This window comes from Sulfitobacter sp. 1A15299 (assembly GCF_043556915.1).
Taxonomy (GTDB): Bacteria; Pseudomonadota; Alphaproteobacteria; order Rhodobacterales; family Rhodobacteraceae; genus Sulfitobacter.
The window spans coordinates 32015-55214 of the sequence record NZ_JBIFFJ010000014.1 but is presented as its reverse complement, the minus strand read 5'-3'; the positions used below and the strand labels follow the sequence as shown (position 1 = coordinate 55214).

Genomic DNA, 23200 nt, shown 5'->3' with positions numbered 1-23200 from the left:
AGCGCAGACTCCGACGTCATGAGGGGCTGCGTCCTGCACCCCTCGAACGGTTTCGAATACCCGCCGAGTGACGCCCAAAGCGCCCCGCGAAAATGCGCCAAATTCGACGCTCAAAACGACACTTCAGACACCGCAAGCGACACCGTGCCGAGCGGGCGCAAACCTCAGCCATAGTGGGTTCTGCGCCCCGCAGATGCGGCAGGGTGTCGCACCCCTATTTCACCCTATTGCAAAGCCCGCCCGGGTGGACCAAATGCGCGGCATGTTGATGTATGCTGTTCATAAGAGGCGCCCGCGCAAGCCGGGCACGCTGCTGAACCGCCGGTAACCCCGGTCGGACAGGCCGATCCGCCTGTTTAGACCATTGGGGTTCCAACTGACTTTCCGGATCACACTCGGGATGAGACCCACACAACCGGCCCGGCCCGGCCTTCTGGCCCGACCGTCGTCTTTTGCGGATCCTTCCCATTTCGACCTTTTTGATATGGAGCATGCCATGCACTTCCGCCTGCTGAAAAACACCAACCAGATCGCCGGGATGCCCGGAACCGCCTTTAATGGCACCCTTGGTCAAGTCGCCAATGCCGAGGGGCTCGCCCTTGTCGCCATGCTGCGCCGCGTGCTGCGCGACACCGCGCGCCGTTGGGAGCGTAACCGCACGCTGTCGACGCTGAACGCGATGGACGACCGCCTGCTGCAGGATATCGGCCTGAACCGCAAAGACATCCCCCAATACATCCGCGATATGGAAAGTTTTTCCCGCCGCTAACCGGCCCTGGCCGCGCCCCGCTTGCTGGGCCACGGCACACCTTAAAAATATGGCGTTCTGCATGGGAACGCCGCATATAGCGGCATCGCGTCAGGCCCGGTGCGGTGCCCGTTCTTGCGTCTTGCGCCCGGCAATCGTGTTGCACCGGGGCGCATGATTTGTTTTCATATCTCCAGCAAACCCGCCCATCGAAAGCTGCCGCGCCTATCGCGCGACCGGCTCCTTCTTGATGGAAAGGGGCAAAGATCAGCGGTGCGCGGCTGCGCGACACTGCGGATACAATAGAGGAGATATCACTATGAAACGCTATTTGCTTGGCACGGCTTTTGCCGTTGCAACCCCGATGGCCGCCGCCGCGCAGGACTGTGGCGAAGTCTCGATCGCCGAGATGAACTGGGCCTCGGCGCAGATCGTCACCGCCGTGACCGAATTCCTGCTGACGCAGGGATATTCCTGCGACGTCACCGTGGTGCCTTCGGACACCACCCCCGCCGTGACCTCCTTGTCGGAGAACAACGAGCCGGACATCGTGCCCGAACTGTGGCCGAACTCCGCCGGTGACGCGTATAAAAAGCTGAAAGCGGATGGCAAGATCGTTGAGCTGACCTCCGTGCTTGATCCCGGTGGCGTCGAAGGCTGGTGGATCCCCACCTATCTGGCCGAAGAGCACCCCGAGTTGAAGACCATCGAAGGCATCTTGGAAAACCCCGAACTGGTCGGCGGCATGTTCAACAACTGCCCCGATGGCTGGGGCTGCCGCGTGGTGAGCGACAACCTCGCGCGGGCCTATGACCTCGAAGGCAACGGCATCGAAGTCTTCAACCACGGCTCGGGCGAGACGATGGTGACCTCGATGGCCTCGGCCTATGAGAGCCAAGAGCCGTGGTTCGGCTACTACTGGGCGCCGACGACGCCGCTTGGCAAATACGACATGACCAGCGTCGATCTGGGCGAATATGACGAAGCCGCGCATAACGCCAACCAGAACGCCGACACGCCGGACCCCAAGCCCTCGGCCTTCCCGACCGCGCCGGTGCTGACCGTCATGACCAAGGATTTCCACGACGAGAACCCCGAGATCGCGGAGTTCATCGGCAATGTGACCTTCAAGACCGACGAGATGAGCAAGCTGCTGGCATGGCAGGGTGAAAACAACGCCTCCAACGAAGAGGCGGCGGTGTATTTCCTGCAAAACAACAACGACGTCTGGGCCGAATGGCTGAGCGATGACGCCCGCGGCAACCTGTCCAAGCTGCTTGAGCAGTAAGACAGACTGACCAAAACGGCGGGCGGGGAACTCATCAGGGTTTCCCGCCCGTTCGTTTCGATGACCGGCGGCAAGACTTACGTCTTTTCATACCGACTGCGCCTTGGCCCCTTTGGCCCGAAGCGCAGTTCCTTTGTAAGGACATAGGTTTGGATTGCCGCCACTGCATGGGGCAGCCGACGCCGCGCGGCCTGCGCGGCGCACCGGCCCCCTCCCCAAAAGCAAACGGTCTGATGCAGACCGGGAAAGCGACAGATGGCAACCTACGACAATCTCTTTGACACGCTCGGTCTGCGGGACTGGTGCGGCGACGATCAAGGCGGCGGGCTAAGCTCCATGGCCGATCTCATGGGCCAAGCGGGCGGTGACACCGACACCACGCTTTGGGACATGCCCTTCCCCTCTCTGGATGCGCTGCACGACAGTTGCGAAGCGATCCCGCAATCGCGCGACCTGACCCAAGGGCTGGAGCAAGGCTTCCTTGCCATCAAGGACAGTCTCAAAGTCGTTGTCGACCCCCTCACCCAACCGCTGAGCTGGGCGCTGGAAAACGCGCTTTGGCTGATGCAATCGGTGCCGTGGTTCGTGATGATCCCGCTTTTGATGGCGATCACCTATGCGGTGGGCCGTTCGCTCAAGCTGGTGGGACTGGTGGCGCTGGTCTTTGGTTTCCTCGCCTTCATCGACTTTTACGAACACACGATGCAGACCCTGGCAATCATCTTTGTCTGCGCCTTCATCTGCGTACTCTTTGGCGTGCCCATCGGCATCGCCATGTCGCGCAGCGACCGCGTACAGCGCACGATGATCCCGGTGCTGGACATGCTGCAAACCCTGCCGCCCTTCGTCTACCTCATTCCGCTGATCTTCCTCTTTTCGGTGACCGAGCCCAAGCTCTACGGCATCGCGATCATCCTCTATGCCATCGTGCCGGTGGTGCGCCTGACAGACCTCGGCATCCGGCTGGTCGATAAGGACGTGATCGAAGCCGCCGATGCCTTTGGCATGACCAACCGCCAAAAGCTCTTCAAGGTGCAGATCCCCCTGGCGCTGCCCAATATCATGGCCGGTGTGAACCAGACCATCATGATGAGCCTTGCTATGGTCGTGATCGCTTCGCTGGTCTCCGCCCCCGGCCTCGGCGTGCTGGTGCTGCGCGGCATTCGCAGCCTTGAATTGGGCGTGGGCCTCCTGTCGGGTCTGGGGATCGTGCTGCTTGCGATCATCCTCGACCGGGTCACCAAAGCCGCGCTTGCGCGGATCAACGCGGCGCAGAAGTGAGGCCAGACATGACAGACGACATCAAGATTTCCGTCCGCAACCTCTATAAGATCTTCGGCGACGACCCCAAAATGGCGCTGGAGAAGGTCCGCGGCGGCATGTCCAAGGCCGAACTTCAGGCCGAGACCGGCCATGTGCTGGGCCTCAATGACATCAACGTGGACATGCCCGCGGGCAAGACCACGGTGATCATGGGGCTCTCGGGCTCGGGCAAATCGACGCTGATCCGCCACCTCAACCGGCTGATTGACCCCACGGCGGGCGAGGTCATCGTGAACGGCGAGAACATCCTCGACTATAACGAGCGTCGCCTGCGCCAGCTGCGCAAGCATGACATGTCGATGGTGTTCCAAAAGTTCGCCCTGCTGCCCCACCGCACGGTGCTGGAAAACACCGGACTGAGTTGGGAGATCGAAGGCAAGAGCCGCAGCAAATACGCGGGTGAGGCCACCAAATGGCTCAACCGCGTCGGGCTGGAGGGTCAGGGAGAGCAGTATCCCGCGCAGCTTTCGGGCGGGATGCAGCAACGTGTGGGCATCGCCCGCGCCCTGACCTCGAACTCCGACGTGATGCTGATGGACGAGGCGTTTTCCGCGCTTGACCCGCTGATCCGCACCGACATGCAGGATCTGCTCATCGAATTGCAGGAAGAACTGCATAAGACGGTGATCTTCATCACCCACGATCTGGACGAGGCGCTGAAACTGGCGGACCATCTGGTGATCCTCAAAGACGGGTTCATCGTCCAACAGGGCGAGCCGCAGCACATCCTGCTGAACCCCAACGATCCCTATATCGAAGCCTTCGTCAGCGACATCAACCGCGCCCGCGTGCTGCGCGTCCGCTCGGTCATGGAAAAGACCGATGTGCCGCCAACGGATGTGGCCGGTGAGGTCGATTTCGACGACACGCTGGAAAGCATCATCGCGGTCTCTGGCGGGGATACCACCAACAACTACCGCGTCATGCGCGCGGGCAAACAGGTCGGCGTGCTGCATATGCGCGATCTGGTGCGCGCATTGGTGCCACGCCACCCCGGCGAAGCGGCCGAATAACGTCGCGGCAGCCCCGCGGCGGGAAACAAGAAGGGCAGCATCCGGTCACAGAGCCACTGCTGCCCTTTTCGCAGGACGCCCCCGCATTTACGCCCCAAAACCCCGCATAAAACAAAAACTTAAACGCCGTTTCATTATGTAAAACGGCGCTTTGCCGCCGATCAAAATCCTTGCGTCCTATTGACACTCACCCCCACGATTGGCCTATGGGGGATGAAATTTAAAACTGGGGTTCAAGATGCCGCAATCTGCTACGGCCAATATTCTCACTGTTCTCGACACCGACTTCAAAGGCATCATCGAGGAGTGGCTGGGAACGCAGGTCAAAGAGGGCGTGAAACGTTCTGACCTGTTCTCCGATACGGAAAGCCGGACCCAGAACCGTGAATTGCTCAAAGCCTTCTCCAAAGGTGTGCGCAATGGCGTCAGCGGCGAGGATTTCGACTTTGACGACACGCAGTGGGACGATTTGCGCGCCGTGCTGACCGATGTCAGCCGCGAGCGGGTCAACCGCGGCGTGACCCCGACCGAGATGGCAACCTTTGTGCTGGCGCTGAAGGCGCCGCTGTTCAAACGGCTCGAAGCGATGCAAGACAGCGATCACGGGATGCTGATCCGCGACGTGATGCTGGTGACCCGTCTGGTCGATGCCTTTGCAATCTACACCAACGAGATTTTCATTCTTGAGCGTGAGCAGATCATCGACCGTCAACGCCAAGAGATGTTGGAGCTTTCGACCCCCGTGGTCGAGCTTTGGGACCGCGTTTTGACCCTGCCACTGATCGGCACGCTGGATTCCGCCCGTGCCCAAGAGGTGATGGAGAACCTACTGCAAACCATTCTGGAGCGTCAGGCCGAAGTGGTCATCATGGACATCACCGGCGTCGGCACCGTCGACACGCAGGTGGCGCAACACCTGCTGCGCGCGGCCGCCGCCGTGCGCCTGATGGGGGCGGAATGCATCATCAGCGGCATCAGCCCGATGATTGCCCAGACCATGGTGCAGCTTGGCATCGACGTGGGCACCGTTTCCACCCGGTCCAGCATCCGCACCGCCCTGTCGGATGCGCTGATGACCGTCGGCTATGTGATCAAGAAGACCGAGGGCCAATAAGGTGGCCGGTGTCACGTCGATTAATCTGGTCGAACATGCGCTCCTCGTTTCGATACAGGATGACATCACGGACACGGAGATTTTGGAGCTTCAGGATCGCCTGTCGAACAAGATATCCGAAAATCGCGTCGACGGGGTGATCCTCGATATCTCGGCTCTTGAGATCGTGGACACTTTCGTGGGCCGTGTGATCGCGCAGCTTGCGGGGATTTCGCGGCTGCTTGCGGCGGATACCTATGTCGTCGGCATGCGCCCCACGGTCGCCGTCACGCTGGTCGAGCTTGGCATGTATTTGCCCGAAATTCGCACCGCCCTGAGCCTGACACATGCCCTCACCCAGCTACGTCGCTTTTGACGAAAAGGACCTAGGAGCGCAGGTTCTTCTCTCTCAGTTCAAGTTGAAGACCAGCGGCGACGCGGTAACGGTCCGCCAAGCCGTGGCGCGCTACATGAAGGAAAACGGTGCTTCGGCGCTGATGGTCACCCGGTTTGCCACCGCCGTCAGCGAGATCGCCCGCAATGCGATCGTTCACGCTGGCGGCGGCGAATTTTCCATCTATGTCGACCCAAAGGCCAAGCGGCTGAGCGTGGTCTGTTGGGACAAGGGACCGGGGATCGATGACGTGGCACTGGCCCTCACGGACGGCTATACCTCGGGCGGCGGGCTTGGCCGGGGCTTGGGCGGCGCGCAGCGGCTGGCCCAGAAGTTTGAAATCCGCACCGCCGTTGGCGGGGGCACCAGCGTGTTGATGAGTGTAAACCTATGATACAATGGGTCGAAGTTCAGGACCAAAGCGCCATCGCCGTGGTGCGCCGCGCGGCGCGCCGTGTCGCGGCGGATCACGGTTGGCCCAAACACCGGACCGATGAGTTGGCCATCGTCGCCACGGAGGCCACGACCAACATCCTGCGTTATGCCGATAAAGGCCGCGCCCTGATCACCGCCCCACCGGAGGGCAAGGGCGACCGGATCGTAATGGTCTTTACCGACCGCGGCCCGGGCATCGGCGATATGGACCGTATGTTCCAAGACGGCATGAGCAGCGGCGGCTCGGCCGGGCTGGGGCTTGGCGCGATCCGGCGCCTGTCGAATGACTTCGACATTTTCAGCGGGCCAGAGGTGGGCACCACCATCGTTTGCAGCTTTGTCAAAAACAGCACCCCTTTCCCGACCCATGGGGTCGAGGCCGTGGGCCTGCGGGTCTGCCACCCGAACGAAACCGAATGCGGCGACGATTACCTGCTGCGCAAAACGCCCACTGCCACCGATATCCTGCTCTGCGATGGTCTGGGCCACGGCCCCGAGGCCGCAGCCGCGTCGCTGGAGGTCACCGACGCCGTCCAAGCCACAAGCAGTTTCAACAGCGAGCCGGGCGCGGTGATGCATGAGGTGACCGACCAATTGACCGGCAAGCGCGGCGCGGTGGCGGCCCTTGTGCATATCGCACAGCCGCAGATGGTCCTGCGCTATGCCGCTTTGGGCAATATCGCCACCCTGCGGGTCCGCGACGGTGAGGTCAAACGCCTGCCGGTGCGCGACGGGCGGATCGGCGCCCGCGCCACGCGGGGCTATGAAGAAAGCTTTGACCTTCAGCCGGGGGATCTGATGATCCTGCACAGCGACGGCTTGAAAACCCTGCGCGACAACTATCTTCCACAGGGTCTATTGTGGAAATCTCCGCTTTTGATCGCTGGCTACCTGCTCGACCGGGCATTTCGCGGGCGTGACGACGCCTCCATCGTGGTCATACGCATTGCACGGGACGCGGACTGATGAAAGCAACCAACCTCACATCGGTGAACCTTGAGAAAGGCGGCGATATCGCGGCCCTGCGTCAGATCGCCCTGACCCTGACCGAGGCCATGCGCTTTACCTCATTCGAGCGGACGCGCACCGTCACCGCCGCTGTGGAACTGGGGCGCAACGCGATCGAGCATGGGCAGAAAGGCCGCGCGCGCTTTTCGCTTACGGATGTCAACGGCAAGCCCGCCCTTGGGCTGACGGTGATTGATCAGGGCCGTGGGATCGAAGAGGACAAGCTCGACCCCAACCGCGCCATCGTGTCGGAGACGGGCATGGGGCTGGGCCTGCGGGGCGTGCAGCGGATCGCGGCGCGTTTCGATGTGGATACCGGACAAGAAGGCACGCGAATTCACGCGGAATTTCTGCTGCCCGAACCGCAATCCGCCGTCGAGCAGATCAGGGCCGACGCTATGGCGGCGCTGGAGGCCTATAACGCCAAAGACCCGACCGCGGCATTGACCGAACAGAACCGCGAACTCAGCGAGGGCATCGCCGACCGCGATCTCTTGATGCAGGAACTCCACCACCGGACGGGCAACAACCTTGCCCTCATCGTGGCGCTGATCCGGATGAGCAAGACCCACGCCAAGGCCGATGAGACCCGCCAAGTGTTGCGCGAGTTGGAGACCCGCGTGGGTTCGCTCTCCAAGGCGCATGAGCTGATGCAACGCTCAACCGACAGCACCGACCTTGATCTGGCGGATATGCTGGATGAAGTCGCGAAAAACGCCGAACGCGCCTTTACCGGAGATCGTCAGAGCATCGCGATCAAGCTAATTTGCCCCAGCCTCAAGATGGACAACAAACTGGCGGTCGACATCGGGCTGATCGTGGGGGAGTTGATCACCAACGCCTATAAACACGCCTTCAAGGGGCGCGACAAAGGGGTGATCACCATCGAAGTCACCCAAGAGGATGACGAAGGTCTGACGCTCAAGGTCTATGACGATGGCGTCGGCCTGCCCGAAGATGCCAAACGGCCCGAGAGGTCGGATTCGTTGGGCTGGCGCATGATCCGCACGCTGACCTTCCAGCACGAAGCGACGCTGAAGGTCGAAGGCCAAGACGGGCTTTGTGTCGAAATCAGCTTCCCGGCGCAGGGCTGAGCGCGCGCCCTGCCCGCCTACGGGGTTCGGGCCGCCGCGCCCGTCTTTTTGATCAAAAATCACCTCTGAACTTTTCCGCCCCGTAAAATTGTCCTAGGCATATCGGGAGCCGGCGATTCCCGGACACTTCCAGGCGGCAAGAACATCGCCCGCCTGGCCAATAACGGAGACAGAGCATGATCGAAAAACGTGATTTCTATATCGACGGCAAATGGGTCGCCCCGCTTGAGGGCCGTGAACATAAGGTCATCGATCCCTCGACCGAAGAACCCTGCACCGTGATCTCGCTCGGCGGGCCAAAGGACGTGGACGCCGCCGTGGCCGCGGCCAAGGCCGCCCTGCCCGCGTGGATGGCCACCGCCCCTGAAGAGCGCATCGCCCTGATGGAAAAACTGGCCGAGGTCTATAAAGCCCGGACCGAGGATATGGCCCAAGCGATCAGCACCGAGATGGGCGCACCCATCGAGATGGCGCGTAGCTCCCAATGGGGGGCGGGTTACAGCCACCTGAAGAACTTCATCAAAGCGGCGAAAGATTTCAAATTCGTAAAGCCCTTGGGTGATCACGCGCCGAACGACCGGATCATTCACGAGGCGGTTGGCGTCGTGGCGATGATCACGCCGTGGAACTGGCCGATGAACCAGGTGATGCTGAAAGTCGGCGCTGCTGTCGCCGCGGGTTGCACCATGGTGCTCAAACCGTCTGAGGAAAGCCCGCTGAGTGCGGTGATCTTTGCCGAGATGATGGATGAGGCAGGATTTCCCGCCGGTGTCTTCAACCTTGTGAACGGTGACGGCGCGACCGTGGGCACCGCCCTGACCGGTCACGAGGATGTGGATATGGTGAGCTTCACCGGCTCCACCCGCGCCGGGATCGCGATTTCCAAGAACGCGGCGGATACGCTGAAGAAGGTCCATCTGGAGCTTGGCGGCAAGGGCGCGAACCTTGTCTTCGCCGATGCCGACGACAAGGCCGTCAAACGCGGCGTGCTGCATATGATGAACAACACCGGCCAAAGCTGCAACGCCCCCAGCCGGATGATGGTCGAGGCCAGCGTCTATGACCAAGCGGTCGAAACGGCAGCCGAAGTGGCCAATAAGGTCGAAGTCGGCCCCGCCAGCGAAGAGGGCCGCCACATCGGCCCGGTCGTGAACGAAGCGCAATGGGGCAAGATCCAAGACCTGATCCAGAAAGGCATCGACGAAGGCGCGCGGCTGGTGGCCGGTGGCACCGGTCGGCCCGAGCATCTGAACCGGGGTTTCTATGTCAAACCTACCGTTTTCGCCGATGTGACGCCCGATATGACCATCGCCCGCGAAGAGATCTTTGGCCCCGTCCTGTCGATCATGAAGTTCGAGAGCGAAGATCAAGCCGTCGAGATGGCCAATGACACGGTCTACGGCCTGACCAACTATGTCCAGTCCAGCGATGGCGCCCGCCGCAACCGTCTGGCGACCAAGCTGCGTTCGGGCATGGTTGAGATGAACGGCGAAAGCCGTGGCGCAGGCGCGCCCTTCGGCGGCATGAAGCGCTCCGGCAACGGGCGCGAAGGTGGCGTCTGGGGGATCGAGGACTTCTGCGAAGTCAAAGCGGTGTCCGGCTGGTCCAACGACTGATCGCTCTTCAGTCTCGCAATGCGGCAGGGCCAAGATTGGCCCTGCCGTTTGCATTTTGGCGGTCAGATCGCCTTTTGATTGACCCGTTTCGACAGTTCCTCGGCGCTTTCCTTCCGCTCGCTATAACGGTCGAGCAGATAGTCCTTGTTGTCGCGGGTCAGCAGGGTGAACTTCACCAACTCCTCCATCACATCGACCACGCGGTCATAGAAGGGCGAGGGTTTCATCCGGTCCTCCTCGTCAAACTCCAAGAAAGCCTTGGGGGTCGAGGATTGATTGGGGATGGTCAGCAGCCGCATCCAGCGGCCTAAGATTCGCAACTGGTTCACCGCATTGAAACTTTGCGAGCCGCCGCTGACCTGCATCATCGCCAAGGTCTTGCCTTGGGTCGGGCGCACCCCACCGAGCGACAGGGGGATCCAGTCGACTTGGGTTTTCATGATCCCCGTCATCGCCCCGTGGCGTTCGGGCGAGCACCAGACCATGCCTTCGGACCATGACACCAGATCGCGCAGTTCCTGCACCTTGGGGTGCTCAGGCGCGGCATCGTCGGGCAGCGGCAGCCCCGTGGGGTTGAAGGTCCGCATCTCGGCCCCGAGCCGGGCGAGGATGCGGGCGGCCTCTTCGGTCATCAGGCGGCTGAAGGACCGCGGGCGAAGCGAGCCGTAGAGCAGCAGAATGCGCGGGCCGTGGGCGGCGCGTTCGGGCCACAGGAGGCGGTGCGCGTCGATGGGGGTGAAGTGCTCTTCTTCGATGTTTGGCGTGTCGGTCACGGGGATTTCCTTAGGCGGAAGGGGGTTATGGCGCGAGGTTCATTTGTCGGCGCGGAACCAATGCTGCGTGCGGTTGGCAAAGCCCACGAGGGAGAGCATGACCGGCACTTCGACCAAGACGCCCACGACGGTGGCCAAGGCCGCGCCCGACTCCAGCCCGAAGAGGCTGATCGCCACGGCGACCGCCAGTTCAAAGAAGTTCGACGTGCCGATCAGGGCGCAGGGGGCGGCCACGTTGAAGGGAATGCCCCAGGCCCGCGCGGCGCCATAGGCGATGAAGAAGATGCCGTAGGATTGCAGCAACAGCGGCACGGCAATCAGCGCAATGACGAGCGGACGGTCGAGGATCACCTCCCCCTGAAAACCAAAGAGCAGCACGACCGTTAGCAAAAGCCCCATGAAGGCAAAGGGCTGCACCCGGGCCTTGAAAGCGTCGACCGCCGCCGCGCCACCCTTGGCCAGCAACCGCCCGCGGGTGAGATAGCCCGCCAGCAGCGGCAGCATGACGTAAAGGCCGACCGAGATCAGCAGCGTGTCCCAAGGCACGGTGAACTCGGTCACGCCCAAGAGAAAAGCCACGATTGGGGCGAAGGCAAAGACCATGATCACATCGTTCACGCTGACCTGCACCAGCGTATAGGTCGCATCGCCCCGGGTGAGGTTGGACCAGACAAAGACCATGGCGGTACAGGGCGCGGCCCCCAAGAGGATCACCCCCGCCAGATAGGCCTGCGCGTCATCGGGTGGGATCAGCCCGGCGAAGACATGGTTAAAGAACAGCACCCCAAGGGCGGCCATGGTGAAGGGTTTGATCAGCCAATTGACCACCAGCGTCACCACCAGCCCTTTGGGCTTGTCCCCCACCTGCCGCAGCGCGCCGAAATCGACGCCGACCATCATCGGAAAGACCATGGCCCAGATCAGCACCGCCACCGGCAGGTTGACCGAGGCAACTTCAAGCGCCGCCAGCGCGCCGAAGAGGCCGGGAAAGAGATTGCCCAGCAAAAGCCCCGCCCCGATGGCCAGCGCCACCCAGAGCGAGAGCCAGCGCTCAAAGGCCCCAAGGCCAGCGGTTGCGGGATCAGCGGTATCGGTCATGGTGGTCTTTCGCGTTTGGTGTTCGGGGGTTAGCAGCAGGTCAGCTCATCCAGCAGCGGTTGGCACCGTTCCGGCTCGCCGCCGCAGCAGTCTTCCAAGAGAAAGCCCAGCAGCGCGCGCAACCCGTCCATATCGGCGAAATAGCGGATGCTGCGCCCTTCGCGCTTGCTGCGGATCAGCCCCGCGCGGGCCAACACCGAGAGGTTGGCCGACATCGTATTTTGCCGCACATCAAGCGCGGTGCCGATCTCGCCCGCCGACATGCCTTTACCACCCGCTTTGATCAGCAGGCGAAAGACATCCAGCCGGGTCGGCTGACCCAAGGCGGCGAAGGCTTGGAGGGCGTTTTCATTATCCATATATCGCGAATTATTGATATATTATCGCGCGGTCAACCCCGCCTGCCAATCTCTGTGCAACGAAGCGCCGTCCCGCGCGTTGATCTCGCGCCCCCCGCAGGCTTGGTAAGGATGAGATAGGATGCTCGATTGGATCGCAGAGAATTCCGGCACGTTGCAAGTGGCGGTGAGCCTTCTTACGGCGGTGGTTTGGCTGGCCTATCTGCATATCCTATGGCTCAACTTCCGGCGCCAACGCCAGCCGGTGATCCTGATCAACCGCTCGATCGCGCGGGATGAGAATGCCCATTGTTTCGTGACCAATATGGGGGCCGAGCCGATTTACCTGCTCGAAGTCATGGCGCGGGTGGTGACGGATGACAAAACCTACCACGTCAAGGTCACCGAACGCGAAGAGGTGGCGTTGAACGATGTGGAGAACCCCCTGACCCGCACCAATCAAGGACCGATCAAGAGCGGCGATTTCATCGACATCGGCAGTTTCCTCGACCTGTTGCGCCGGGCCGAGACGCGGATCGGGACCGAAGGGCTCTTTGAAAAGGTCCGGCAGATGGACCTGACGGTCGCTGCCGCGGATGGGCATACCACAAGGCTGATTGCCGCCCGGCATGAGTTCCGGGCGGAATGGAAAGACGGCAAACCCTATTTTGTGCCGGAACGGATCATGGCGCATCAGATCCGCAATATCTTTCAACGGCGTAAGATTACCACGATGTTGGAAGAGCAGATCGAATAGCGCGCTTTGGGGCTACAACCGGTCCAGCCCCTCCGCGATCTCACGGGCGATGGCATGGGCGTCGACCCCCTCCCGCTCAGCTGAGACGCGCAGGCCCAAAAGATCGCTCTGATAGCGTCGAGCCAGCGATTTCGGATCATGTTCCGCCGCGATCTCTCCCTCCTGCTGCATTTGGGCGAAAAGCGCTGCAAATTGCTCTTCCATCCCCATCAGATGCGCGCTGGCCCGTTTGGCCAGCGGGTGGCCATGGGCCTGTAGCTCCAACAAGGTTTTCGACAACATGCAGGCTTTGGCCGGGGCCGCTTCGCGGCAGATCGCCAGTTCGGGATAGCGTTTCAGCGCCGCCATCGGGCCATGCGAAGCGACCAATTCAGCCAGACGCCCGGCCCCATCCTCGGCATATTTGTCCAGAGCAATTTCAAACAGCGCCTCTTTCGATCCGAAGGCCGCGTAGAAACTGCCGGGCTTCATCTTCAGCACCGCTTCGAGGTCTTTCAGCGAGGTGCCCGCCCAGCCCTGACGCCAGAACAGATCGCGGGCGCGGTCGATCAACTCGGCACGGTCGTGGTTCGGTTTGCGGGGCATGAGATCACCATATGTTGAACGATCACTCAAATATATACTTGAGCGATCGCTCAAGAAAGCCTAAATGACGGATATCGACGATTTACAAAGGTAGAAATCATGACTTTCCCGTCCCACGACCAAGACAGCGCGCCCGAAGCCTCCAAGCCGCTGCTGGAAGAATCGCAAAAGGCCTTTGGCCGTCTGCCGGGGCTGCACAGGGTGCTGGCCGAAAGCCCGCAGGCCTTTGAAGGCTATCAGGTGCTGCACAAGCTCTTCACCGAGACCGAGTTCGACGCCGAAGAGCTGACCGTGGTTTGGCAGTCGATCAACGTCGAGAACGAATGCCATTACTGCGTGCCCGCCCACACCGGCATCGCCAAGATGATGAAGGTCTCGGATGAGATCAGCGACGCGCTGCGCAATGAAACGCCCCTGCCGACGCCCAAACTCGAAGCGCTACGCACTTTCACCGTGCAGATGGTGCGCAACCGCGGCTTTGTTTCCGATACGCAGATGCAGGCGTTTTTCGACGCAGGCTATGGCCACCGCGCAGTGCTGGACGTGATCCTTGGCATGGCACAGAAGACCATCTCCAACTACGTCAACCACGTCGCCGAAACCCCGGTGGACGAGGTTTTCCAGCCGCTGGCATGGAAGCGCGGCGACAAGAAGCTCGACGTTTAAACTAAAAGGCGCGCCCAGAGTGGCGCGCCTTTTTCTGACAGTGTTTTACCGCGCCGCCTACCGGGAGGTCTTCCAAAGGTCGAGCGTGAGCGTCACCATCGCCTCATCAAGGTTCACCGTCACCTCGCCGTCCTGAACCATCACCTGAAGCTTCATCGCCCGGCTGGCCAGTTCCGCCAGCGCCTTGGTGTTACCCTCGGCAAAGTTCACCACCTCCAGATTGTCAAAACGGGTGGTGCCGTTCTTGACCTTATCCCACCAGACCTCTGCCGTTTTGCCGCCATAGGGGTAGACCACGACCTTGGCGGCCTTGTTGCAGGACTGGCGCAGCACCTTCTCACTCGGCAAGCCAAGCGTGATCCAAACGTCCAACTCGCCGCTCAGGCTTTTTTGCCAGATGTCCGGCTCATCGTCCGTCGAGAGGCCCTTGGTCATCTCCAGATGCTCATGGGCGTTGAGGGCAAAGGCCACCAGACGCACCATCAGGCGCTCATCGGTTTCCGATGGGTGTTTGGCGATGGTCAGCTTATGGGTCTCGTAATAGTGACGATCCATGTCCGAGACCGAAAGCTCGATTTTGTAGATGGTGGCATTCTGCGCCATGATATGTCTCGTTTTCCAAGGTAGGCGCTGCCTACGCGTTTGGTCGGACCGGGAAAAGGGAATTGTCATTGGGTGTTGCGCGGGGCCGGCAGATGAAAGCCTGCCAATTTTGCGCGAAATTGGCGCTATTTGGCCCGCAGCTGCGCCCAAAAGACCGCGCATCTTTCGCCAGCGTGCCGTTGTGCGGCAGGGGAAGTCATCCTACCCTAGCCCCATGATCGACCGTCGCACGCTTCTCTGGGCACTTGGCTCTACCGCTTTGACCGCGACGGCGGCGTTTTCGCGACAGGCGGGTGGCCTACTACGCGGGTTCAACCTGATCGAGACGCCAAACGCCCCCTTCGGCAGCCCCGCCGCCGCCCAAAGCATCGCGCGGCTGCGTGACACGGGCGCGACGGCGGCGACGGTGATCCCCTTCCTATGGCAGCGCTCGCCCAGTTCCGGTGCCATCGTCATGGGGGATGCGCTGCCCCATGACAGGATCGCCGCCGGGATCGCGCAGTTGCACGCCGCCGGTCTGGCCGCCATCGTCAAACCGCATGTCTGGGTGCCCGAAAGCTGGGCCGGCGCGATTGCGCCCGAGCCGGACAGCGCCGCGGCATGGCACGCCGCCTACGCCGAGGTTCTGCACGCCATCGCCGTCACGGCCGAGCGCAACGGCGCCGAAGTGCTTGTCCTTGGCACCGAATTGCGCGGCGTCTCGGGGGCGGCGCAGTGGGGCGAGACCATCGCCGAGATACGCGCGCTTTTCAGCGGAAAGCTCACCTATGTCGCCCATGGTGCCGACGAGGCCGAGAAGATCACCTTCTGGCCCGAACTGGATGCCGTGGCGGTCTCGCTCTACCCGGTTCTGGGGGCCGACGATGCGCCTGCCGATTGGGACCGCGCCATCGCCGCGGAATTGGACCGGGTCGCTGCCGTGGCGCAAAAACACGCAAAACCCATCTGGATTGCTGAAATCGGTCTCCGCTCCGCCAAAGGCGCGACCGCCCGGCCATGGGAAAGCGCCGAGGAACGCGCCGCCCCCGCCGATATGGCGCTTCAGGCCGCGGTGCTGGAACGCTGGCTCCGCGCCCTTGAGGCCCGCGGGATTCAAGATGTCTGGATCTGGCGCTGGTTCACCGACCCCGAAGGCGGCGGCGTGGGAGACACCGACTTTACGGTGCAGAACAAGGCGGCGCAGGAGGTGATCGCAGGATTTTGGCGCGAGGAATGAACGGGCTCGAAAGGCGCAGAGCACCGGTGTCATTCATGTAAATATGCGGAAAACCTTACGAAGAAGGTGGTACCCAAGGCCGGACTCGAACCGGCACGCCTCGCGGCGGGGGATTTTGAATCCCCTGCGTCTACCATTCCGCCACTTGGGCACGTAGGGCGATGTAGCCTGCAAAAGCGGCAGGAGCAAGTGGATTTTCACCCCCGCTGCGCGCCCAGTTGCTTGACCTTGGCCGCGCGACATGGTGAGGCATTCAAAACAGCCGGAGCCCCCGAGAATGATCCGCCGCCTTTATGACTGGACCCTGGGCCTGGCCCAACATCGCCATGCCCTCTGGGCGCTTGCCGTCGTCGCTTTTGTCGAAAGCTCCTTCTTTCCGATCCCCCCTGACATCCTGATGATCCCGATGATCATCGCGCGGCCAAATCGCGCTTGGCTGATCGCCGGGGTGGCGCTGGTGGCTTCGGTCTTGGGCGGGCTTTTGGGCTATGCCATCGGCGCGCTGGCCTTTGAGAGCCTTGGCCAGCCGATCCTTGCAAGTCTGGGCAAGACTGATGCGATGGCGGAATTCTCGACCCGGTTCAACGACCTGGGCTTTTGGGCGGTGCTGGTCGCCGGGGTCACCCCCTTCCCTTACAAGGTTATCACGATCATGTCGGGCTGGACCGGGATGCCACTTGGCACCTTCATCATGACCTCGATCCTTGCCCGTGGGCTGCGGTTCTTTGTCGTGGCGGGGCTGCTGTGGCGCTTTGGCGCACCGATCCGAGACTTCATTGAAAGGCGCTTGGGATTGATGTTCACATTGGCCGTCGCCCTATTGATCGGCGGCTTCATGGTGGTGAAGGTTCTATGACGGGTAAGACATTGACATTGCTGGCAACACTCGGTTCGGCCGCACTGTTGCTGGGGGCTTTCGGGTTTCAGCATCTGGGCGGCTACGCGCCCTGCCAGATGTGCCTGTGGCAGCGTTGGCCCCATGCGGCGGCCGTGCTGATCGGGGCAATCGTGCTGTTTGGCGGGCCGCGCGTTCTGGCGTGGCTCGGCGCTTTTGCGGCGGCGGTGACCGCGCTGATCGGCGTCTTTCATGCCGGTGTGGAATGGGGCTGGTGGCCGGGTCCAAGCTCCTGCACCGGCGGCGGCATGGATTTGGGCAGCCTCGATGGCGGGTCGCTCTTATCAACCGAAGGCCCGAGCGGCTTGGTCATGTGCGATGAAATCGTCTGGCAGTTTCTGGGCCTGTCGATGGCCGGGTGGAACGCGATTGTCTCTTTCATCTTGGTCGGCCTTTGGGTCGCCGCCGCGCGAAAAGCGGCCTGAGAGACGAGAACCTGACAAACTGGACAGTAGGCCTTACAGTTTGTCAAAAACACCCCCGAAACGGACAGTTTGACGGCTTGTCGTTCGACAGATGCGCGGATTATCTGAGATCAAATATCTCAGGAGTCCCCCATGTCGAACCAACAAAACTGTATTTTGCTGGGCGTTCCGCTGGACAGCGGCAAGCGCCGTCGCGGCTGCCTGATGGGGCCGGACGCCTACCGCACCGCGGGGCTGGAGCGCGCGCTGCGTGACCTTGGCCATAGCGTGACCGACCGCGGCAACGTGGCCCCTGCCCCCTTTCACGCCAAAGAGCATGAAAAGCTGCACGCGCTGGAAGAGACCATCGCCTGGACCGAGAGCCTCGCCGCCGCCGCAGATGCGGCGATGGACGAAGGCCTGCCGATCTTCATGGGCGGCGACCACGCGCTGGCGCTCGGCACCGTGCTGGGCGCGATGCGCCACGCTGAAAAGGCAGGCCGCCCGCTCTTCGTGCTCTGGCTCGACGCGCATACCGATTTCCACACGCCCCAGACCAGCGACAGCGGCAACCTGCACGGCACGCCCCTGGGCTATGTCACCGGGCGCGAGGGCTTCGACGGGTTCCCGAAGATCGATACGCCCCTGCCCCATGACAACATCGCCATGATCGGGCTGCGCTCCGTCGATGCCGCCGAACGCGCGGCGCTGCAGGAGACCACCGTCACCTATGTCGACATGCGCGAGATCGACGAGAGCGGCATCGCCAAGCCGTTGCAACGTTTCCTCGACAAGGTCGAGGCCGCGGGCGGTATGCTGCATGTCTCGCTCGACGTTGATTTCCTCGATCCTTCCGTGGCACCCGCCGTGGGCACCACCGTGCCGGGCGGCGCCACTGTGCGCGAGGGCCATCTGGTGATGGAGATCCTCTCGGACAGCGGGCTGATGACCTCGCTCGACCTTGTGGAGCTGAACCCCTTCCTCGACGAACGCGGGCGCACCGCGCAGCTGATGGTCGATCTCACCGCTTCGGCCTTTGGCCGCCGTGTCTTCGACCGTCCGACGCGGGCCTATTGACCATGCAACTGCAAGCCCCCCAGTCGGTGGTGATGATCCGGCCACATCACTTCCGCTCGAACCCCGAAACCCAGGCCGACAACGCGTTCCAGCGCGCCAGCATCGGGGATGTCGCCGGGGCCGCGCGGGCGGAGTTCGACGGCGTCGTGGCCGCCCTGCGCGACCATGGCGTGACTGTGCATGACTTCGACGACACCGGCGCCGAGACGCCCGACAGCGTCTTTCCCAACAACTGGTTCTCGTCCCATGCGGGCAGCTATGTCGCGGTCTATCCGATGTATGCCGCCAACCGCCGCCGCGAACGGCGGTGGGACGTGATCGACCTGCTGAAGACCCGCTACCGGGTGCAGGACGTGATCGACTATTCCGGGCTGGAGCAGGACGGGCTGGCGCTTGAAGGCACCGGGGCCATGGTGCTCGATCATATCGGGCGGGTGGCCTACGTGGCCCGCTCACACCGGGCCGATCCGGTCTTGCTCGAGCGTTTCTGCACGCATTTCAACTTCGAGCCGATCGTCTTTGACGCCGCAGACGCCGAGGGCCGTCCGGTCTATCACACCAATGTGCTGATGGCCGTGGGCACGGGCATTGCGCTGGTGGGGCTTGAGATGATTTCCGACCCCGCACGCCGTGCCATGGTGCAGGAGCGGCTGGAAGAGACCGGCCGCGACGTGATCGCGCTGAGCGCACATCAGATCAACGAGTTCGCGGGCAACGCCATCGAGCTTTCAGGCAGGCAAGGCCCGGTGCTGGCGATCTCTGCCCGCGCCATGGCCGCGCTGACGCCTGAGCAGATCAAACGGATCGAGGCGCAGGTCCGCATCCTGCCCCTGTCCATCCCCACAATCGAGACCGCAGGCGGGTCCGTCCGGTGCATGATCGCCGGTCTGCACCTCGCCCGCCGCAATGAAAGAGACCTGACATGACCAACCTCAAACCCTCCGACAAGGCGCTGGTGCCTTTCGTTTCCGTCGACCAGATGATGAAGCTGATCCATCATGTCGGCGTCGAAGAGATGCTGCGCGGGCTGGCCGAGTATATCGAAGCCGATTTCAGACGCTGGGAGCTTTTCGACAAGACCCCGCGCGTGGCGAGCCACTCCGAGAAAGGCGTGATCGAGCTGATGCCGACCTCGGACGGCGATGTCTACGGCTTCAAATACGTCAACGGCCACCCCGACAACACCAAGACCGGCTTTCAGACTGTCACCGCCTTTGGCCTTTTGGCGAATGTCGCCAACGGCTACCCGGTGCTGCTGACCGAGATGACGATCCTCACGGCGCTGCGCACGGCGGCGACCTCGGCGGTGGTGGCGCGCCTGCTGGCGCCCAAGGGCAGCCGGGTCATGGCGATGATCGGCAACGGCGCGCAGTCCGAGTTCCAGAGCCTCGCCATGAAGGCGATCTGCGGTGTGGACGAGGTGCGGCTCTACGACATCGACCGCGCGGCGACCGCGAAATGCGCGCGCAATCTGGCGGGCTCGGGGCTGAAGGTCGTGGAATGTGACACCGCCGAAGACGCGATCATGGGCGCGCAGATCATCACGACCTGCACCGCGGACAAGCAATATGCCACGATCCTGACCGACAACATGGTCGGCTCCGGCGTGCATATCAACGCGATTGGCGGCGACTGCCCGGGCAAGACGGAACTGGCCCCCGCAATCCTGCACCGCTCGGGCATCTTCGTGGAATTCCCCGAGCAGACCCGCATCGAGGGCGAGATTCAGCAGCTTGAGCCCGACCACCCGGTGACCGAGATCTGGCAGGTGCTGACCGGTCAGGCCGAGGGGCGCCGCGACCAGCAGCAGATCACGCTATTCGATTCCGTGGGTTTTGCGATCGAGGATTTCTCGGCCCTGCGCTACGTGCGCGACCAGATCGCCGAGACCGGGCTGTTCCAGCCGCTCGACCTTCTCGCCGACCCGGACGATCCGCGCGACCTTTTCGGGATGCTGCAACGCGCGGGCTGAGCCTTTGAGGTCGCCGTTCTTCCCCGGCGGCCTCTACCCTTTCGTCACATCATGGGCGTAGAGCCAATCGAAGGCCCGCAGCATCGCCCCGGGGGCCAGCGTTGAGGCGATGCGCAGCCCGGTATGGGCCGCAAGGCGGATCGGGCCGGAACGCAGGTGATACCGGGTGGCATTGCCTTCGGAGGTTTTCACGATGCGCCGCGCGCGGTCGATACGCGCGGCCTGATAGGCCGCAAGGGCCGCATCGCGCGGCAGCCGGGTCAGGCAGTCAGCCAAAACCCATGCGTCCTCCAGCGCCATATTCGCGCCCTGCGCCAAAAAGGGCAGCGTCGGATGGGCCGCGTCGCCCAAAAGCGCCACGCCATCGGCCTGCCAATTGGCGGCGACGGGGTGGTGGTGCAGCCCCCAAAGGGACACCTCCAGCACCGCATCGAGCATCTGCGCAGCCTCGCCCCCGAAACCGGCAAAGGCGCGGCGCAGATTGACGGGATCGTCGCGATGGTGCCAGCCTTCGGCGGCCCAATCGTCACGCTCTTCAACGGCCACGAGGTTAACCATACGCCCCGCGCGTAGCGGATAGCTGACCAGATGTTTCCCCGGCCCCATGGTGACCCGTGCCTCGGGCGGATGATCGACCACATTGGGGATCAGCGCCCGCCACGCGACCTGCCCCGAGAAACGGGCCTGATCCGCTCCGTTCAACTGCACCCGCCCGACCGAGTGGATGCCATCGGCGGCCACCACCAGTTCCGCCCGTCGCCGCCCGCCGCGCGCCATCTGCACCTGCGGCAGAGCGCCGGGGTGGATGGAGGCGACCTGCGCATCGGTCTCGAAACTGACATTGGCGCGCTGCGCCGCCTCGCGCAGAAGGTCGATCAGATCGGCACGGTGGAGGAAGTCATAACGCTGGTCCTCCGGCAGACGGGTCAGATCCAGCCGCGCCACTTGGCCGCCCTTGGCATGGTCGCAAAGCCGGACCGCCTGCCCACGCACGGCACCGCGCGCCGCCAGCCCACGCTCAAGCCCCAGCCCACGCAGGACGGCCAGGCCATTGGGGCTGATCTGCAACCCGGCACCGATTTCGGAAAAGCGGGCGGCCTGTTCCAGCAGGGTCACGGCCACGCCACGCCGCGCCAAGGCCGTGGCCAGCGCCAGCCCGCCGATCCCGCCGCCCACGACAATCGCATTGGAAGGTTTCATTCGCGCCCCAACCACAAACGCCGAAGCATTTGCTTCGGCGTGTGGTGTTTCAGGTGATGTCAGTCGTCGCGGTGGACTTTCTCGCGGCGCTCGTGGCGCTCTTGCGCCTCAAGGGTCATGGTGGCGATGGGCCGCGCGTCCAGCCGCTTGAGCGAGATCGGATCGCCCGAGACCATGCAGTAACCGAACTCTCCCTCGTCGATCCGCCGCAGCGCCGCGTCGATCTTGCCGACCAATTTACGCGCCCGGTCCCGGGTGCGCAGTTCCAACGCGCGGTCGGTCTCTTCCGAGGCGCGGTCGGTCACGTCCGGGATGTTCCGGGTGCCGTCTTGCAGTGTTTCGATGGTGTCGCGGCTGCCTGCCAACAGTTCCGCTTTCCAGTTGATCAGCTTGCGCCGAAAGTACTCAAGCTGACGGTCATTCATGAATGGCTCGTCCTCGGCCGGACGATAGTCGTCCGGCAGGAAGATTTCCTGCTTCATTTGTTTTTCCCCGGCGTTTTTCAACTCAGACATTAAAAAGGCCTGTCTCCCGACATCGTCCCCTGCCGCAGCGTCTATCTGAGCGGGTAACAATTGTCACTACACAATCCCTTTGATTTTTGGTTAAAGGCCGTGGATCAAGCGCCCGTCACACGAGGTTGAAAACAAGATGAAATTCCAAGGCACCAAAGACTACGTCGCCACCGAGGACTTGAAAATTGCCGTCAATGCGGCGGTGACGCTGGAGCGGCCTTTGCTGGTGAAGGGCGAGCCGGGCACCGGCAAGACCGAGCTTGCGCGGCAGGTGAGCGACGCTTTGGGCCTGCGCATGATCGAATGGAACATCAAATCGACCACCCGCGCGCAACAAGGGCTTTACGAATATGACGCCGTGAACCGCCTGCGCGACAGCCAGTTGGGCGACGAGCGGGTGCATGACGTGAAGAACTACATCCGCAAGGGCAAGCTCTGGCAGGCTTTCGAGGCCGATGAGAAGGTCGTTCTGCTGATCGACGAGATCGACAAGGCCGATATCGAGTTCCCCAACGACCTATTGCAGGAACTCGATAAGATGGAATTCTTCGTCTATGAGACGGGTGAGACGATCCGCGCGCGTCAGCGCCCCATCGTCATCATCACCTCGAACAATGAAAAGGAACTGCCCGACGCCTTCCTGCGCCGCTGCTTCTTTCATTACATCCAATTCCCCGACATGGAGACGCTGAAACAGATCGTCGAAGTTCACCATCCGGGCATCAAGCAACAGCTGCTGACCACTGCGCTGACGCAATTCTACGAGATCCGCGAGCAGCAGGGGCTGAAGAAGAAACCCTCGACCTCCGAGGTGCTGGATTGGCTGAAACTGCTGCTGGCCGAGGATATGGACGCCGAGGATTTGGCCAAGGATGGCCCCAACGCCCTGCCGAAGCTGCACGGCGCGCTGCTGAAGAACGAACAGGACGTGCATCTGTTCGAGCGGCTGGCCTTCATGGCGCGGCGCCAGCGGTAGGGCTGCAACACAACTGCGACTTTACGTCAAAAGCGGGTATTTCCCTCGCTTTTGATTTTTTGCCTGCCTAGGCTGAGGTCAATCACGGGCGCAAAGACCCGGATTCAAACGAC

The 23200-nt window shown here is 62.3% G+C and carries 26 protein-coding genes and 1 tRNA gene; 19 read left to right on the top strand and 8 right to left on the bottom strand.

The genetic code is table 11. The annotated features are described in order from the left end of the window. Nucleotides 1-496 precede the first annotated feature (496 nt). The 10 genes from ACGYK7_RS13515 (at nucleotide 497) to ACGYK7_RS13470 (ending at nucleotide 10012) form a co-directional block, all read left to right on the top strand. A complete protein-coding gene (locus ACGYK7_RS13515; protein WP_394402885.1) occupies nucleotides 497-769 on the top strand; it encodes a DUF1127 domain-containing protein in 273 nt (90 codons plus the stop codon). A 298-nt stretch (nucleotides 770-1067) separates the two neighbouring features. Beyond that, nucleotides 1068-2036 (top strand): ABC transporter substrate-binding protein, encoded by a 969-nt coding sequence (locus tag ACGYK7_RS13510; protein ID WP_394402884.1) that lies wholly within the window; start codon nucleotides 1068-1070, stop codon nucleotides 2034-2036. A 255-nt stretch (nucleotides 2037-2291) separates the two neighbouring features. Then, nucleotides 2292-3317 (top strand): ABC transporter permease, encoded by a 1026-nt coding sequence (locus ACGYK7_RS13505; protein WP_394402882.1) that lies wholly within the window; start codon nucleotides 2292-2294, stop codon nucleotides 3315-3317. Nucleotides 3318-3325: 8 nt separating this feature from the next. Further along, nucleotides 3326-4372, top strand: coding sequence for a glycine betaine/L-proline ABC transporter ATP-binding protein (locus tag ACGYK7_RS13500; protein WP_394402881.1), 1047 nt, complete (start codon nucleotides 3326-3328; stop codon nucleotides 4370-4372). Between the two features lie 238 nt (nucleotides 4373-4610). Beyond that, a complete protein-coding gene (locus ACGYK7_RS13495) occupies nucleotides 4611-5486 on the top strand; it encodes an STAS domain-containing protein (protein ID WP_394402879.1) in 876 nt (291 codons plus the stop codon). A 1-nt stretch (nucleotide 5487) separates the two neighbouring features. Continuing rightward, entirely contained in the window at nucleotides 5488-5841 is a 354-nt protein-coding gene (locus tag ACGYK7_RS13490) for an STAS domain-containing protein (protein ID WP_394402878.1), read from the top strand. Further along, on the top strand, nucleotides 5813-6253 hold the full coding sequence (locus tag ACGYK7_RS13485) for an ATP-binding protein (RefSeq protein ID WP_394402876.1): 441 nt from the start codon (nucleotides 5813-5815) through the stop codon (nucleotides 6251-6253). Before ACGYK7_RS13490 ends, ACGYK7_RS13485 begins: the two co-directional genes overlap by 29 nt. Continuing rightward, on the top strand, nucleotides 6250-7260 hold the full coding sequence (locus ACGYK7_RS13480) for a SpoIIE family protein phosphatase (protein ID WP_394402874.1): 1011 nt from the start codon (nucleotides 6250-6252) through the stop codon (nucleotides 7258-7260). Before ACGYK7_RS13485 ends, ACGYK7_RS13480 begins: the two co-directional genes overlap by 4 nt. Then, nucleotides 7260-8396, top strand: coding sequence for a sensor histidine kinase (locus tag ACGYK7_RS13475; protein ID WP_394402872.1), 1137 nt, complete (start codon nucleotides 7260-7262; stop codon nucleotides 8394-8396). The genes ACGYK7_RS13480 and ACGYK7_RS13475 overlap by 1 nt, the downstream gene beginning before the upstream one ends. Nucleotides 8397-8572: 176 nt before the next feature. Continuing rightward, nucleotides 8573-10012, top strand: a complete 1440-nt coding sequence (locus ACGYK7_RS13470) for an aldehyde dehydrogenase family protein (RefSeq protein WP_394402871.1) — start codon at nucleotides 8573-8575, stop codon at nucleotides 10010-10012. A 62-nt stretch (nucleotides 10013-10074) separates the two neighbouring features. Here the strand turns inward: ACGYK7_RS13470 and arsH are convergent, their stop codons facing one another. Genes arsH through ACGYK7_RS13455 form a run of 3 tightly spaced genes read right to left on the bottom strand, consistent with a single transcriptional unit; the run spans nucleotide 10075 to nucleotide 12242 of the window. Continuing rightward, a complete protein-coding gene (gene arsH, locus ACGYK7_RS13465) occupies nucleotides 10075-10785 on the bottom strand; it encodes an arsenical resistance protein ArsH (protein ID WP_394402869.1) in 711 nt (236 codons plus the stop codon). Nucleotides 10786-10824: 39 nt separating this feature from the next. After that, entirely contained in the window at nucleotides 10825-11883 is a 1059-nt protein-coding gene (gene arsB / locus ACGYK7_RS13460; protein ID WP_394402867.1) for an ACR3 family arsenite efflux transporter, read from the bottom strand. A gap of 29 nt (nucleotides 11884-11912) precedes the next feature. Next, the gene (locus ACGYK7_RS13455) at nucleotides 11913-12242 is read right to left on the bottom strand and encodes an ArsR/SmtB family transcription factor (protein WP_394402865.1); all 330 of its coding nucleotides are present in this window, start codon (nucleotides 12240-12242) and stop codon (nucleotides 11913-11915) included. A gap of 121 nt (nucleotides 12243-12363) precedes the next feature. On the opposite strand from ACGYK7_RS13455, the gene ACGYK7_RS13450 reads away from it, so the two are divergent. Beyond that, the gene (locus ACGYK7_RS13450) at nucleotides 12364-12978 is read left to right on the top strand and encodes a hypothetical protein (RefSeq protein WP_394402863.1); all 615 of its coding nucleotides are present in this window, start codon (nucleotides 12364-12366) and stop codon (nucleotides 12976-12978) included. 12 nt (nucleotides 12979-12990) lie between these two features. On the opposite strand, the gene ACGYK7_RS13445 is transcribed toward ACGYK7_RS13450, so the two are convergent. Further along, nucleotides 12991-13563 (bottom strand): TetR/AcrR family transcriptional regulator, encoded by a 573-nt coding sequence (locus ACGYK7_RS13445; protein WP_394402861.1) that lies wholly within the window; start codon nucleotides 13561-13563, stop codon nucleotides 12991-12993. 99 nt (nucleotides 13564-13662) lie between these two features. Here ACGYK7_RS13445 and ACGYK7_RS13440 point away from each other — a divergent pair, with 99 nt between their 5' ends. Beyond that, nucleotides 13663-14229, top strand: a complete 567-nt coding sequence (locus ACGYK7_RS13440; RefSeq protein ID WP_394402859.1) for a carboxymuconolactone decarboxylase family protein — start codon at nucleotides 13663-13665, stop codon at nucleotides 14227-14229. Nucleotides 14230-14286: 57 nt separating this feature from the next. On the opposite strand, the gene ACGYK7_RS13435 is transcribed toward ACGYK7_RS13440, so the two are convergent. Next, nucleotides 14287-14832, bottom strand: a complete 546-nt coding sequence (locus ACGYK7_RS13435; RefSeq protein WP_394402857.1) for a YaeQ family protein — start codon at nucleotides 14830-14832, stop codon at nucleotides 14287-14289. Between the two features lie 214 nt (nucleotides 14833-15046). On the opposite strand from ACGYK7_RS13435, the gene ACGYK7_RS13430 reads away from it, so the two are divergent. Beyond that, nucleotides 15047-16048, top strand: coding sequence for a glycoside hydrolase family 113 (locus ACGYK7_RS13430; protein WP_394402855.1), 1002 nt, complete (start codon nucleotides 15047-15049; stop codon nucleotides 16046-16048). A gap of 67 nt (nucleotides 16049-16115) precedes the next feature. On the opposite strand, the gene ACGYK7_RS13425 is transcribed toward ACGYK7_RS13430, so the two are convergent. Beyond that, nucleotides 16116-16199 (bottom strand) — tRNA-Leu (locus ACGYK7_RS13425). A gap of 126 nt (nucleotides 16200-16325) precedes the next feature. On the opposite strand from ACGYK7_RS13425, the gene ACGYK7_RS13420 reads away from it, so the two are divergent. From ACGYK7_RS13420 to ACGYK7_RS13400, 5 genes are all read left to right on the top strand, one after another. Beyond that, nucleotides 16326-16904, top strand: coding sequence for a YqaA family protein (locus tag ACGYK7_RS13420; RefSeq protein ID WP_394402853.1), 579 nt, complete (start codon nucleotides 16326-16328; stop codon nucleotides 16902-16904). Then, nucleotides 16901-17368, top strand: coding sequence for a disulfide bond formation protein B (locus ACGYK7_RS13415; RefSeq protein ID WP_394402851.1), 468 nt, complete (start codon nucleotides 16901-16903; stop codon nucleotides 17366-17368). The genes ACGYK7_RS13420 and ACGYK7_RS13415 overlap by 4 nt, the downstream gene beginning before the upstream one ends. Nucleotides 17369-17500: 132 nt before the next feature. Beyond that, nucleotides 17501-18424: an arginase gene (gene rocF / locus ACGYK7_RS13410; RefSeq protein ID WP_394402850.1), complete on the top strand. Its 924-nt coding sequence runs from the start codon at nucleotides 17501-17503 to the stop codon at nucleotides 18422-18424. Nucleotides 18425-18426: 2 nt separating this feature from the next. Next, a complete protein-coding gene (gene ctlX / locus ACGYK7_RS13405) occupies nucleotides 18427-19350 on the top strand; it encodes a citrulline utilization hydrolase CtlX (RefSeq protein WP_394402849.1) in 924 nt (307 codons plus the stop codon). Then, nucleotides 19347-20396 (top strand): ornithine cyclodeaminase, encoded by a 1050-nt coding sequence (locus tag ACGYK7_RS13400; protein ID WP_394402847.1) that lies wholly within the window; start codon nucleotides 19347-19349, stop codon nucleotides 20394-20396. Before ctlX ends, ACGYK7_RS13400 begins: the two co-directional genes overlap by 4 nt. Before the next feature lie 33 nt (nucleotides 20397-20429). Here the strand turns inward: ACGYK7_RS13400 and ACGYK7_RS13395 are convergent, their stop codons facing one another. Beyond that, complete coding sequence (locus tag ACGYK7_RS13395; protein WP_394402845.1) at nucleotides 20430-21596, bottom strand: FAD-dependent monooxygenase; 1167 nt, start codon at nucleotides 21594-21596, stop codon at nucleotides 20430-20432. A 59-nt stretch (nucleotides 21597-21655) separates the two neighbouring features. Further along, nucleotides 21656-22078 carry an RNA polymerase-binding protein DksA gene (gene dksA / locus ACGYK7_RS13390; RefSeq protein WP_394402843.1) on the bottom strand — a complete coding sequence of 141 codons (423 nt, stop codon included), beginning with the start codon at nucleotides 22076-22078 and terminating at the stop codon, nucleotides 21656-21658. A gap of 169 nt (nucleotides 22079-22247) precedes the next feature. Here dksA and ACGYK7_RS13385 point away from each other — a divergent pair, with 169 nt between their 5' ends. Beyond that, a complete protein-coding gene (locus ACGYK7_RS13385; RefSeq protein WP_271693512.1) occupies nucleotides 22248-23087 on the top strand; it encodes a MoxR family ATPase in 840 nt (279 codons plus the stop codon). Nucleotides 23088-23200: the final 113 nt, after the last annotated feature.

Bases quoted from the DNA above. Each gene is read 5' to 3' on its own strand.
- ACGYK7_RS13515 (WP_394402885.1), top strand. From the start codon at position 497: ATGCACTTCCGCCTGCTGAAAAACACCAACCAGATCGCCGGGATGCCC.
- ACGYK7_RS13510 (WP_394402884.1), top strand. From the start codon at position 1,068: ATGAAACGCTATTTGCTTGGCACGGCTTTTGCCGTTGCAACCCCGATG.
- ACGYK7_RS13505 (WP_394402882.1), top strand. From the start codon at position 2,292: ATGGCAACCTACGACAATCTCTTTGACACGCTCGGTCTGCGGGACTGG.
- ACGYK7_RS13500 (WP_394402881.1), top strand. From the start codon at position 3,326: ATGACAGACGACATCAAGATTTCCGTCCGCAACCTCTATAAGATCTTC.
- ACGYK7_RS13495 (WP_394402879.1), top strand. From the start codon at position 4,611: ATGCCGCAATCTGCTACGGCCAATATTCTCACTGTTCTCGACACCGAC.
- ACGYK7_RS13485 (WP_394402876.1), top strand. From the start codon at position 5,813: ATGCCCTCACCCAGCTACGTCGCTTTTGACGAAAAGGACCTAGGAGCG.
- ACGYK7_RS13480 (WP_394402874.1), top strand. From the start codon at position 6,250: ATGATACAATGGGTCGAAGTTCAGGACCAAAGCGCCATCGCCGTGGTG.
- ACGYK7_RS13475 (WP_394402872.1), top strand. From the start codon at position 7,260: ATGAAAGCAACCAACCTCACATCGGTGAACCTTGAGAAAGGCGGCGAT.
- ACGYK7_RS13470 (WP_394402871.1), top strand. From the start codon at position 8,573: ATGATCGAAAAACGTGATTTCTATATCGACGGCAAATGGGTCGCCCCG.
- arsB (WP_394402867.1), bottom strand. From the start codon at position 11,883: ATGACCGATACCGCTGATCCCGCAACCGCTGGCCTTGGGGCCTTTGAG.
- ACGYK7_RS13455 (WP_394402865.1), bottom strand. From the start codon at position 12,242: ATGGATAATGAAAACGCCCTCCAAGCCTTCGCCGCCTTGGGTCAGCCG.
- ACGYK7_RS13450 (WP_394402863.1), top strand. From the start codon at position 12,364: ATGCTCGATTGGATCGCAGAGAATTCCGGCACGTTGCAAGTGGCGGTG.
- ACGYK7_RS13445 (WP_394402861.1), bottom strand. From the start codon at position 13,563: ATGCCCCGCAAACCGAACCACGACCGTGCCGAGTTGATCGACCGCGCC.
- ACGYK7_RS13440 (WP_394402859.1), top strand. From the start codon at position 13,663: ATGACTTTCCCGTCCCACGACCAAGACAGCGCGCCCGAAGCCTCCAAG.
- ACGYK7_RS13435 (WP_394402857.1), bottom strand. From the start codon at position 14,832: ATGGCGCAGAATGCCACCATCTACAAAATCGAGCTTTCGGTCTCGGAC.
- ACGYK7_RS13430 (WP_394402855.1), top strand. From the start codon at position 15,047: ATGATCGACCGTCGCACGCTTCTCTGGGCACTTGGCTCTACCGCTTTG.
- ACGYK7_RS13420 (WP_394402853.1), top strand. From the start codon at position 16,326: ATGATCCGCCGCCTTTATGACTGGACCCTGGGCCTGGCCCAACATCGC.
- ACGYK7_RS13415 (WP_394402851.1), top strand. From the start codon at position 16,901: ATGACGGGTAAGACATTGACATTGCTGGCAACACTCGGTTCGGCCGCA.
- rocF (WP_394402850.1), top strand. From the start codon at position 17,501: ATGTCGAACCAACAAAACTGTATTTTGCTGGGCGTTCCGCTGGACAGC.
- ctlX (WP_394402849.1), top strand. From the start codon at position 18,427: ATGCAACTGCAAGCCCCCCAGTCGGTGGTGATGATCCGGCCACATCAC.
- ACGYK7_RS13400 (WP_394402847.1), top strand. From the start codon at position 19,347: ATGACCAACCTCAAACCCTCCGACAAGGCGCTGGTGCCTTTCGTTTCC.
- ACGYK7_RS13395 (WP_394402845.1), bottom strand. From the start codon at position 21,596: ATGAAACCTTCCAATGCGATTGTCGTGGGCGGCGGGATCGGCGGGCTG.
- dksA (WP_394402843.1), bottom strand. From the start codon at position 22,078: ATGAAGCAGGAAATCTTCCTGCCGGACGACTATCGTCCGGCCGAGGAC.
- ACGYK7_RS13385 (WP_271693512.1), top strand. From the start codon at position 22,248: ATGAAATTCCAAGGCACCAAAGACTACGTCGCCACCGAGGACTTGAAA.